General features: G+C 63.3%; 8 protein-coding genes and 7 tRNA genes. 1 reads left to right on the top strand and 14 read right to left on the bottom strand.

Going from position 1 to position 11,371, the window contains the following annotated elements:
* Positions 1-56 precede the first annotated feature (56 nt).
* Complete coding sequence (locus ACDC67_RS01625; protein WP_376690084.1) at positions 57-842, top strand: enoyl-ACP reductase FabI; 786 nt, start codon at positions 57-59, stop codon at positions 840-842.
* Positions 843-919: 77 nt separating this feature from the next.
* Here the strand turns inward: ACDC67_RS01625 and ACDC67_RS01620 are convergent, their stop codons facing one another.
* The 14 genes from ACDC67_RS01620 to ACDC67_RS01555 all read right to left on the bottom strand — a co-directional run bounded on the left by ACDC67_RS01620 (position 920) and on the right by ACDC67_RS01555 (position 11,327).
* Positions 920-2,824, bottom strand: a complete 1,905-nt coding sequence (locus tag ACDC67_RS01620; protein WP_376690083.1) for a SurA N-terminal domain-containing protein — start codon at positions 2,822-2,824, stop codon at positions 920-922.
* 75 nt (positions 2,825-2,899) lie between these two features.
* Positions 2,900-2,976, bottom strand: a tRNA-Asp gene (locus ACDC67_RS01615).
* A gap of 6 nt (positions 2,977-2,982) precedes the next feature.
* Positions 2,983-3,058: transfer RNA gene (locus ACDC67_RS01610), tRNA-Val, on the bottom strand.
* 14 nt (positions 3,059-3,072) lie between these two features.
* On the bottom strand, positions 3,073-3,345 hold the full coding sequence (locus ACDC67_RS01605; RefSeq protein WP_376690082.1) for an HU family DNA-binding protein: 273 nt from the start codon (positions 3,343-3,345) through the stop codon (positions 3,073-3,075).
* Positions 3,346-3,543: 198 nt separating this feature from the next.
* Entirely contained in the window at positions 3,544-5,961 is a 2,418-nt protein-coding gene (gene lon, locus ACDC67_RS01600) for an endopeptidase La (RefSeq protein WP_376690081.1), read from the bottom strand.
* A gap of 133 nt (positions 5,962-6,094) precedes the next feature.
* Entirely contained in the window at positions 6,095-7,354 is a 1,260-nt protein-coding gene (gene clpX, locus ACDC67_RS01595; protein ID WP_376690080.1) for an ATP-dependent Clp protease ATP-binding subunit ClpX, read from the bottom strand.
* 60 nt (positions 7,355-7,414) lie between these two features.
* Entirely contained in the window at positions 7,415-8,020 is a 606-nt protein-coding gene (clpP, locus tag ACDC67_RS01590; protein ID WP_376690079.1) for an ATP-dependent Clp endopeptidase proteolytic subunit ClpP, read from the bottom strand.
* Positions 8,017-9,297 (bottom strand): trigger factor, encoded by a 1,281-nt coding sequence (tig, locus tag ACDC67_RS01585; protein WP_376690078.1) that lies wholly within the window; start codon positions 9,295-9,297, stop codon positions 8,017-8,019. Before tig ends, clpP begins: the two co-directional genes overlap by 4 nt.
* 70 nt (positions 9,298-9,367) lie before the next feature.
* Positions 9,368-9,443: transfer RNA gene (locus ACDC67_RS01580), tRNA-Lys, on the bottom strand.
* Positions 9,444-9,448: 5 nt separating this feature from the next.
* Positions 9,449-9,524 (bottom strand) — tRNA-His (locus ACDC67_RS01575).
* 66 nt (positions 9,525-9,590) lie between these two features.
* A tRNA-Arg gene (locus tag ACDC67_RS01570) sits at positions 9,591-9,667 on the bottom strand.
* Positions 9,668-9,703: 36 nt separating this feature from the next.
* Positions 9,704-9,780, bottom strand: a tRNA-Pro gene (locus ACDC67_RS01565).
* Between the two features lie 42 nt (positions 9,781-9,822).
* The gene (locus ACDC67_RS01560; protein WP_376690077.1) at positions 9,823-11,046 is read right to left on the bottom strand and encodes a hypothetical protein; all 1,224 of its coding nucleotides are present in this window, start codon (positions 11,044-11,046) and stop codon (positions 9,823-9,825) included.
* Positions 11,047-11,250: 204 nt separating this feature from the next.
* A tRNA-Arg gene (locus tag ACDC67_RS01555) sits at positions 11,251-11,327 on the bottom strand.
* Positions 11,328-11,371: the final 44 nt, after the last annotated feature.

Below are 11,371 nucleotides of genomic sequence, written 5' to 3'. Positions count from 1 at the left end.
ATTGCGGCCGTTACAATCTGCGCACTTCCAGACAAACAGAAAAAGGAAACGGAAACATGGGCATGCTCGAAGGCAAGAAAGCCTTGATCGTCGGGGTCGCGAGCCAGCGCTCGATCGCCTGGGGAATCGCCGAGGCGATGCACCGCGAAGGCGCTGAACTGGCGTTCACCTACCAGAACGAAAAGCTGCTGTCGCGGGTACAGAAAATTGCCGACCAGACCGGATCAAGGCTCATCATGCCGCTGGATGTCGGCAGCGACGAGCAGATCGCGGCGGTTTTCGAAACCATCGAAAAGGAATGGGGCGCGCTCGACATCATCGTCCACGCCGTCGGCTACGCTCCGCGCGAGCAGCTCGAGGGCGAGTTCGCCGATGTCGTCGATCGCGAGGGCTTCCGCGTCGCGCACGATATCTCGGCCTACAGCTTTCCGGCCCTGGCCCGCGCCGGCCGCCCCCTGATGAAGGGGCGCAATGCCGCCCTGCTCACGCTCAGTTACCTCGGGGCGGTGCGGGCCATGCCCAGCTACAACGTGATGGGCCTGGCGAAGGCGTCGCTGGAAGCCTCGGTGCGCTATCTGGCCCACGGCCTGGGCGCCGACGGGATCCGGGTCAACGGCATCTCGGCCGGCCCGATCAAGACCCTTGCGGCCTCGGGCGTTTCCAAGCTGCGCGCCATGCTCGACCACGTCGAGGAATCCTCCCCCATCCGGCGCAACATCACCAAGGAAGACGTCGGCAATGCAGCCGCCTTCCTCTGCTCCGACCTGGCGGCCGGCATCACCGGCGAAATCACCTACGTCGACGGCGGCTACAGCATCGTCGGCATGGCCGGCCTGGACTGACCCAAAACGAAAGAAGCCGGGCAGTGCCCGGCTTCTTTCTGATTCCTGCTGACTACCCGCCACGCCGCGGGCCCTTGTCAGAGTCGATCCTCCACCACGGTAATTTCGGTCTCCTGGCGCAGGCGCGACAGCAGGCCCTCGATGGCCTCCTGGGTGCGCGTCATGCGCAGCTGTCGACGCATCATCTCGCGTTCGCTGTCGCTGGCCTCGGCCGGATCACCGGCGGTTACGCCCTCCAGACGCACCACGGCGGAACCGCCCTGGCGGGGCAGGACGTGCAGCGCGGGCTCCTCGCCCGGAGCCTGCAGGCTGAAGACCTCGCGGACGAACTCAGGGCCCTGTTGGAAATCACGACGGCTGAGCGCATCGATCCGCAGCATTTCGACCTCTTCGGATTCGGCGATCGATTCCATTGACGCTTCGCCGGAGGCGATCCGTTCGCGCAGGGACTCCGCCTTCTCCTCGGCCAATTCACGGCTGCGCTCGGTCGTCAGGCGCTCGCGAATCTGATCGGACACTTCGGACAGCGGGCGCGGCTCCGAGGGCTCGTGCTCAACCACCCGGATCGCAACCATGCGGTTGCGCTCGATCTCGATGGGATCGGACACCGCCTTGTCCAGCAGCACCAGGTCGGAAAAGGCGGCTTCGACCACCTCCTCGTTCGAAGCGATGCCTTCCTCGGCGCCGGCTCGCGTAAACCAGTCCGTCTCGGAGATCTCCAGACCGATTTCCTCGGCGATCGGCTCGAGGCTGCTGTCGTCGGCGAAGACCAGATCGACCATGCGCTCGGACATATCCATGTAAAGCTCTTCGCGCTCGCGCTGCAGATGGTCGTCGAGGATCTCCTGGCGCGCCTCCTCGAAGCTCATGCCCTGCGGCGGGCGAACTTCTTCGAGCCGGATCAGATGCCAACCGAACTGGGTCTCCACCGGCTGCGACAAATCGCCCGGCTCGTCCAGTTCATAGAGGCTGTCTTCGAACGGCTCGACCATGTCTTCCGGCTCGATCCAGCCCAGGTCGCCGCCCTGCTCGGCCGAGACCGGGTCATCGGAATACTCCATGGCAAGTTCTTCGAAGGACTCACCGTCGGCGATACGCTCGCGCAGTTCCTCGGCCAGCGCCCTGGCGGACTCTGCATCACCGGCCGAATCCGGCGTGATGAGAATGTGCGAAGCCTGGCGCGCTTCAGGCGTCAGGTAGCGCTGCCTGGCCGCCTCGTAGCGCTGCCGCAGCTCTTCTTCGCTCAGCGACGCCTCCTCGATCAGTTCCTCGGGCCGCAGTTCGACGTAGGCCAGGCGAACGCGTTCCTCGGTGGTGAAGGAATCGATATTGTCTTCGTAATAGGACTCGATGTCGGCCTCGGTGACTTCCACCTGATCCTCGAACTGCTGCGCGTCGACCTGGAGCAGGCTGAGTTGCCGCGTCTGTTGCTGCAGGCCCATCATGCGATCGATCTCGGCCTCGGTAACCACGGCCGACTCCGACACCGCCTGCGGAACCAGGCTGGTCTGGATGTCCTCGCGCAGGCTGCGTTCGAAACTCTGCGGGCTTTCTCCGGCGCCCCGCAGCGCCTGACGGTAAGCATCGGGATTGAACTCGCCCTCGATCTGGAATGCGGGAATGTCGCGGATGATATCGGCCACCGCGCGATCACTTACCTGCAGGCCGAGGTCGGCAGCGTACTGGCGAAGCAGTAGCTGGTCGATCATGGTCTCGAGATGCTCGCGACGCACGGCGGGCTGATTGGTCTCGATGTCGCTGTAGCGATCACCGAGTTGCTCACGCTGCTGTGCCCGGTACTGGGCAAAGCTCGTCTGATACTCGCTTGAAGAAATCTCGTCGCCGCCGACCACGGCCACCGCATCCTGCGGTACCGAGCGCATGTAGCTTTCCATGCCGAAGAAAAGAAACGGAACGGCCAGCAGGCCGAGCACGAAAATGGCGACGATCCCGGTTACGCGATCACGAATGGCCTGAAGCATGATCCTTGAAGACCCCGGTTGTAGTTTCAGTTGTCAGAAATGAACAGGGCGCCCGTCGGGCGCCCTGTAGATTAGTGGCGGAGTGGACGGGACTCGAACCCGCGACCCCCGGCGTGACAGGCCGGTATTCTAACCAACTGAACTACCACTCCTAATCCTGGTGGGTGCTGGAGGGCTCGAACCTCCGACCCTCGCCTTGTAAGGGCGATGCTCTCCCAGCTGAGCTAAGCACCCCGGGCACAAGCCCGTTATTTTATCGCGTCTTTGAAGCCTTTACCAGCCTTGAATGAAGGAGTTTTCGAGGCCTTGATCTTGATCGTCTCGCCGGTGGCCGGGTTACGGCCCGTGCGAGCGGCGCGCTTCTTGACGGAGAAGGTGCCGAATCCAACCAGCGACACCGTGTCTCCCTTCTTCAGCGTCTTGGTAATGGACTCGATGGTGGAATCCAGGGCGCGCTGTGCGTCCGCCTTGGACAGGCCGGCGCCATCAGCAATGCTGTCGATCAATTCAGATTTATTCATATTTCTGTCGCTCCAGACATTATCTGTTCATTGTGGGTGGCAGCGGCCAGTCCCCGCACTGCTGCGTGCGATGTCCCCCATGGGCAGCAACCGACCGTCTGTTGGCCATCGATGGTATATCACCGAACCCCGTGCATCAATAGGAGTGGCGAGAAAAAACGCCGAAAAGGCCGTTTTACGGGCCTTTCCGGCCTTCCATCAGTGCGCGCGAACGCCCGTCGTCGTTTCACGACCACCGGAAGCCGTCTCTTTTTCGTCGGCTTCCTCAACCGGCGGCAAACCCGCCAGGGCTAGCTCCAGCACTTCGTCGATCCACTTGACCGGCCGGATGTCGAGATCCTTCTTGATGCGCTCGGGAATTTCGTCGAGATCCTTCCTGTTCTCCTCCGGGATGAGCACCATGCGGATGCCGCCGCGCAACGCCGCAAGCAGCTTCTCCTTGAGCCCGCCGATCGGCAGAACCTTGCCCCGGAGAGTGATCTCACCCGTCATGGCGACATCGGCGCGAACCGGCACACCGCACAGCACCGAGACAAGCGCGGTGACCATGGCGATGCCGGCGCTCGGTCCGTCCTTGGGCGTCGCGCCCTCGGGGACGTGAACGTGCAGGTCGCGATTCTGGTAGAAATCCTCGGGGATGCCCAGGGCGGTTGCGCGCGATCGGACCACCGAGAGCGCCGCCTGAACGGACTCCTTCATCACGTCGCCGAGCTTGCCGGTGTGCGTCAGCTTGCCCTTGCCGGGGACCACCGTCGCCTCGATCTGCAGCAGCTCGCCGCCAACCTCGGTCCAGGCCAGCCCGGTCACCTGGCCGATTTCGTTCTGCTCCTCGGCCCGGCCATAGCGGTAGCGACGCACGCCGAGGTACCGGTCCAGGTTCTTGACCGTGACGTGTCGCTTCTCGAGCTTGTCGTCGAGACTCAGTTCCTTGACCACCTTGCGGCAGACCTTGGCAATCTCGCGCTCGAGGCTTCGCACGCCGGCCTCGCGCGTGTAATGGCGGATCATGTCGGTCACCGCGCCTTCGCTGAGCTGCAGCTCGCCGTTCTTGAGCCCGTGCTGCTCGAGCTGCTTGGGCAGCAGGTAGCGCATGGCGATGTTGAGCTTCTCGTCTTCCGTGTAGCCCGGAATCCGGATGATCTCCATGCGGTCGAGCAAGGGCGCCGGAATATTGAGCGAATTGGCCGTGGCCACGAACATCACTTCCGACAGGTCGAAGTCGACTTCCAGGTAGTGATCCGAGAACGAGTTGTTCTGCTCCGGATCGAGCACCTCGAGCAGCGCCGAAGACGGGTCGCCGCGGAAGTCCATCGACATCTTGTCGAGTTCGTCGAGCATGAACAGCGGGTTGCGTGTCCCCACCTTGCTCAGGCTCTGGAGCACGCGACCCGGCAGCGAACCGATGTAGGTGCGGCGATGACCGCGGATCTCGGCTTCGTCACGCACACCGCCCAGGCTCATGCGAATGAACTTGCGGCCCGTGGCCCGGGCAATCGAGCGACCGAGCGAGGTCTTGCCCACACCCGGCGGACCGACGAGGCAAAGAATCGGGCCCTTGAGTTTCTTGACCCGCTTCTGCACGGCCAGGTATTCGAGAATGCGATCCTTGACGCGCTCCAGACCGAAATGATCCGCTTCCAGGATCTCCGAGGCACCCTTGATATCGTGGCTGATCTTGCTGCGTTTCTTCCACGGCAGCATCAGCATCCAGTCGAGATAGTTGCGCACCACCGTGGCTTCCGCCGACATGGGTGACATCATCTTCAGCTTGTTGAACTCGGTTCGCGCCTTCTCCAGCGCCTCGGACGGCATGCCGGACTTCTCGATCTTGGCTTCGAGATCACCCAGGTCGTTGCCCGACTCGTCCAGATCCCCCAGCTCTTTCTGGATGGCCTTCATCTGCTCGTTGAGGTAGTACTCGCGCTGGCTCTTTTCCATCTGGTTCTTGACGCGACCGCGGATGCGCTTTTCCAGCTTGAGGACGTCGATTTCGCCCTCGACGAGCCCCATCAGGAACTCCATGCGATCGGAAACCGGCGCGATCTCGAGTACGCGCTGCTTGTCTTCGATACGCACCGCCAGGTGCGCGGCGATGGTGTCGGACAGGCGGCTGGGGTCCTCGATGCCCGACAGGGTCGTCATCAGCTCCGGCGGCACCTTGCGGCTGAGCTTGACGTACTGCTCGAACAGGTTGGTCAGGCTTCGGGTGGTCACTTCCAGGGCGCGCGGATCCTCGGACTCGTCGCCACCCAGCTCGGTGAAACGGGCAGCCAGGTACTCCTCGCCATCCTCGAGTTCGTCGACCTGCACGCGCTGTCCGCCCTCGACCAGCACCTTGGTGGTGCCGTCGGGCAGGCGCAGCATCTGAAGCACCGTTGCCATGGTGCCGCAACCGAACAGATCCTCCGGCCCCGGCTCCTCGACCTCCGGGTTCTTCTGGGTGACGAGCAGAATCTGCTTGTCGACATTCATGCACTCCTCGAGCGCACGAACGGAACGGTCACGGCCCACGAACAGCGGAATGACCATATGCGGATACACCACCACATCGCGCAGGCTGAGAACCGGCACGGGCTGGCGGGGCGGATTGGTTTTGCTGACTTTATCGTCGGCCATTGATCTCTCTGGATTCGCCGCGGACCGGGTGGCCCGTCAGGCTTGGTGTGAACTGCAATCAGATATTGGCCCAGCAGCGGGCCGATTCAACCCGCGCGGAGCCGTGTGAGGGCACCGGGCCTTCGCGAACCCCTCAGGATTCGGCGCCGGCGCGCTGGGGCTGGTTCTCGTAGATGAGGTAGGGAGCGGACTCGCCGTTGATCACGGCTTCGTCGATGACGACCTTGGACACGTTCTCGGTCGAAGGCAGGTCGTACATCACGTCCAGCAGCACGTTCTCGATGATGGTGCGAAGCCCGCGCGCGCCGGTCTTGCGAGCCATCGCCTTGCGGGCAATGGCGTGCAAGGCGTCGGTGCGAACTTCCAGCTCGCAATTATCCATCTCGAACAGCTTGTAGAACTGCTTGACCACCGCGTTCTTCGGCTCGGTGAGAATGCGAACCAGCGCCTCCTCGTCGAGCTCGGTGAGCGTGGCCACGACCGGAAGCCGGCCGACAAACTCGGGAATCAGGCCGTACCGAATCAGGTCCTCGGGCTCGACGCCCATGAGAATCCGGGAGACGTCCTCGGTCTCGGGGTTGCGAACTTCGGCCCTGAAGCCGATGCCCGCCGACTGGGAACGTTCCTGAATGACCTTGTCGAGGCCGGCGAATGCGCCGCCGACGATGAACAGGATGTTGCGCGTGTCGACCTGCAGGAATTCCTGCTGCGGATGCTTGCGCCCGCCCTGCGGCGGAACCGAAGCCATGGTGCCCTCGATGAGCTTGAGCAGGGCCTGCTGAACGCCCTCGCCCGACACGTCGCGCGTGATCGAAGGATTCTCGGCCTTCTTGGAAATCTTGTCGATCTCGTCGATATAGACGATCCCCTGCTGCGCCTTCTCGACGTCGTAGTCGCATTTCTGCAGCAGCTTCTGGATGATGTTCTCGACATCCTCGCCGACGTAACCGGCCTCGGTGAGCGTCGTGGCGTCGGCAATGGTGAACGGCACGTTGAGCATGCGCGCCAGGGTCTCGGCCAGCAGGGTCTTGCCCGAACCGGTCGGACCGATCAGCAGGATATTGGACTTGGCCAGCTCGACATCGTCGCGGTGCTTGTAGGACTCGAGGCGCTTGTAGTGGTTGTAGACGGCCACCGAGAGCACTTTCTTGGCCGGCTGCTGGCCGATGACATAATTGTCGAGAAAGCCGTGAATCTCGTGCGGCGTCGGCAACTCCTCGCGCTCGGCCTCACCGGCACCTTCGAGCTCCTCGCGAATGATGTCGTTGCAAAGCTCGACGCACTCGTCACAGATGTAGACGCTGGGACCAGCTATCAGCTTGCGCACTTCGTGCTGGCTCTTTCCGCAGAACGAGCAGTAGAGAATCTTGCCGTCGCTGGGGGATTCGCTCATGGTCCGTACATCTTCCTGATTCTACTCATAGAACCCGAGTTTAACCGAAAATGCCTTCGGTTACTGTGAGTGGCGGTCGCTGAGGACGTCGTCGACCAGCCCGTATTCACGCGCATCCTCGGCCGACATGAACTTGTCGCGGTCGGTGTCGCGCTCGATCGTTTCCATGTCCTGCCCGGTGTGCTTGACCAGGATACGGTTGAGCGTGTCCTTCATCTTGAGTATCTCGCGGGCGTGGATGTCGATATCCGACGCCTGACCCTGGTAGCCGCCGAGCGGCTGGTGGATCATCACCCTCGAATGCGGCAGCGCATAGCGCTTGCCCTGCGCGCCGGCGGCCAGCAGCAGCGCGCCCATGCTGGCGGCCTGGCCGATGCACATCGTCGCCACATCGGGCTTGACGAACTGCATCGTGTCGTAAATCGCCATACCGGCCGTCACCGACCCGCCGGGCGAGTTGATGTAGATATTGATGTCCTTGTCGGGATTCTCCGACTCGAGGTAGAGCAGCTGCGCCACGATCAGGTTGGCCGAGTAGTCCTCGATCGGCCCGACGATGAAGATGACCCGCTCCTTGAGCAGGCGCGAATAGATGTCGTAGGCCCGTTCGCCGCGAGCGGACTGCTCGACGACCATCGGCACCAGATTGAGCGCTTTCTCGTTCATCCCTGCCCCATCAGTTCGTTGAATGTCATGGTCTTGTTGCTGACCTTGGCATTTTCAAGCACCCAGTCGATCACCTGCTCTTCGAGCACCATGTTCTCGACCTGGTCCATCAGGCGCGCCTCCGAGCGATACAGCTCGATGACCTGCTCGGGCTGGTCGTAAGTCTCGGCCAGCTCCTCGATCTTGGACTGGACGCGACCGGGATCGACCGAAATATCGTGCTGGCGCGCCACTTCGGCCAGCAGCAGGCCCAGGCGAACGCGCTTTTGTGCGCCTTCCCGGAACTGATCCGCCGCCGGCGGCTGCTGCCCGGTCTGCTGCTGCATCTGCTCCTGCATCTGCCGGATCTCCTGGTTGACCGCGCTGGCCGGCAGACCAAGGTCGCCATAGCGCGCGGCCAGCCCGTCGGTCACGGCCTGCTTGACCCGACTGGTCACGGCCTGGCGCATTTCGCGCTCCAGGTTCTTCTTGACATCCGCGCGCAGCTGGTCGACCCCGCCTTCGACACCGAAGCTCTCGGCAAAGGCCTCGTCAACCTCCGGCATCTCGGACTCTTCCACGGCCTTGACGCGCAGCTTTACCGGGGCGGTCTTGCCCGCCAGGCTGGCATGGCGATAGGACTCGGGGAAGGTCAGCTCGGTCTCCTTCTCGTCGCCGGCGCTGGCGCCGCGCAGCAGCTCCTCCAGCTCCGGGAAGGACGACAGCTGGCCGATGACCGGAGCGATCTCGTGCTCGCCGACATCGGGAATCTGCTCTCCGTCGAGCTCGGCGACGTAACCGAGGCGGACGCGGTCGCCGTCTTCGGCACCGCGGCTGACTTCCTTCCAGCTGCGGCGCTGCTCGCGCAGGGTGTCGATCATGTTGTCGACGTCGGCTTCCGCGATCTCGACCTCCGGCCGTTCGATTTCGAGGTCGCCGACCTCGATTTCCGGCATCTCCGGAAACACTTCCAGCTCGGCGGTGAACTCGAAGTCGCCCTCGCCTTCACGCGGCTTGGGTTCTATCCGATTGACACCGGCGACACGCATTTCCTGCTCGCCGATGGCCTCCTGCAGGCTCGACTGCATCACTTCCTGCAGAATCTCGTCGCGCACCTGCTCGCCGTATCGCTTCCGGATGATGTTCATGGGCACGCGCCCGGGCCGAAAGCCCTTCAGCCGCACCTGCCGGCGCAGCTCGTCGAGACGGCCGGAAACCTTGCTGTCGATGCTGTCGCCGGGCACCTGGACGGTCATTCGCCGTTCCAGATCGCCGGTCTTTTCAACGGATACCTGCATATTCGTGTCTTTATGAAGTGTCGGTCAGTATTGAATGGAGCCGGCCGGTGAACCCGGCCGGCCACAGAAATGGTGGGCCGTCAGGGACTCGAACCCCGAACCTACTGATTAAGAGTCAGCTGCTCTACCAATTGAGCTAACGGCCCTCTGATGGGGTGAGCGACGGGGTTTGAACCCGCGACCTCTGGAGCCACAATCCAGTGCTCTACCAACTGAGCTACGCCCACCATTGAACAAATTTTATGGCGACTCGCGGTCGCGAAACCGCCATTATAACCCGTAAAGCGACGGGTTGGCGCGCCCGGCAGGACTCGAACCTGCAACCCTCGGCTTAGAAGGCCGATGCTCTATCCGGTTGAGCTACGGGCGCTGAAGTCGCCTGCCGGACCGTTCCCACGATGCGACTTGGTCGGGGTGACAGGATTCGAACCTGTGACCTACTGCTCCCAAAGCAGTTGCGCTACCAGGCTGCGCTACACCCCGATATTCCAAGCCGATCAATATTACGGACTCCCGCCCAACCGGTCAACTGCCGAAATCGCTTTCACAGCCCCGGTCCGCATCGATGCGCGCCACGCGCACGCGCTGCACATCGTTGTCGCGCCCCGTCCAGGCGATCACCGGACGGCAGCCGTGCAGAACCCCGAGCCGCGGAAAGCCGCTCGCACGACCGGCATCCAGCCCCTCGATCGCCGCCGCGCCCAGCCGCCGACCCTGCCAGCCGTAATCGACCAGTTCCACTACACCCGCCGGGCCGGCGCGATCGACCCAGGACAGCACGAAGCCGCGCTCCGACAGGGCCAGGTCGACGCGCCCCAGGGCGGTGCCCTCACCCAGCGTGTCGATCCGCTCGAACGACTTTCCGCTGTCGCGCGAGATCGCGAGCTGAACCCGCGGCGCGCCATCGGCCATGGTGAACCAGGCCACCGCCACGCGCTCGCCGTCGGCGATGATCGCGGGGCCGTTGACCGGACAGCCGCCGATGCGCCAGTTGTCCTCGTGAACGAGCGCGGGCTCGCTCCAGCCGTCGGCGGTTCGCCGCACGACGAAGTGATCGCGAATCTCGTCGCGGCTGCGGCCGCGATAAACCACGATGGGGCCGTTCGCCGTTCGAGCCGATGCAGTCTGACAGCAGTCGCAGACTCGCTCGTCGAGCAATTCGCGCTCGGAGACGCTCTGGTCACGCTCCAGCACGGCCGTTCGCAGGGTCATGGCGCCCTCGCCTTCCGGCTCGGTGTGCATCCTGCGCCCATCGAGCCAGACCACGCCGACGGCATGATCCGAAGCGGCGAAATAGCTGACAAAGCCGTGCTCGGTGGGCGTGCCGTCGCGGTGCGGAGCGATCGGGTCGCTCCAGCTCGCGCCGTGGTCCGTTGATCGCGCCAGGGTCACGTCGTAGGCATAGATCGACGGGCCGGACTTGACCAGCCAGTGAGCCACCCAGTCCCCGCCGGGCAGGACGAACAGCCCGGGCGTATCCGCCCAGTTCGCGAACCAGTCCTCGCCCCGGGCGATGGTCTTCGCAGGCCCAAAGCCGCCATCGTCCAGCAGGGAAAACTTCAAGGCATGACCTCCCTCGAAGGGCTCGAGCCAGGTCAGGACAAGCCGCCCGTCGGCCAGGGTCGCGATCGAAGGCGCCAGGCTGCCGGCGGCCGCAGGGCTATCGAGCTCCTGGAACTTCGCGGCGGACGCGGAGAAGGCCGCGAGAAGTAGCGCAATGGTCAGGGAAACTCTGGGCAGGCGGGGCATGGCGGGCGGGGGCGATTGGTGTATCCGGAAACGTTACTACAGATTGACTCCGCAAGGGCGCCTGGAAGGATGGCTGACGCTCCGCGTCAGCGAGCTCGCGCCTTAAGGCGCTCGGTTCGAACCGATTGTTTATTGGTCGGAGGTTCGAATCGAGGCTTTAGATACGAAAAAGCCCCGTCCGGGGACGAGGCTTTCTCTAATTCTTGGCGCGCCTGGAAGGATTCGAACCTCCGACCGCCTGGTTCGTAGCCAGGTACTCTATCCAGCTGAGCTACAGGCGCGTTGTGAAGCGGGGCATTATCGGGAAAGGGGCGGGCTCTGTCAA

Source organism: Wenzhouxiangella indolica, assembly GCF_042310355.1.
GTDB lineage: Bacteria > Pseudomonadota > Gammaproteobacteria > Xanthomonadales > Wenzhouxiangellaceae > Wenzhouxiangella.
The sequence above is the reverse complement of the archived record's forward strand: the minus strand, read 5'-3'. Positions and strand labels throughout refer to the sequence as shown.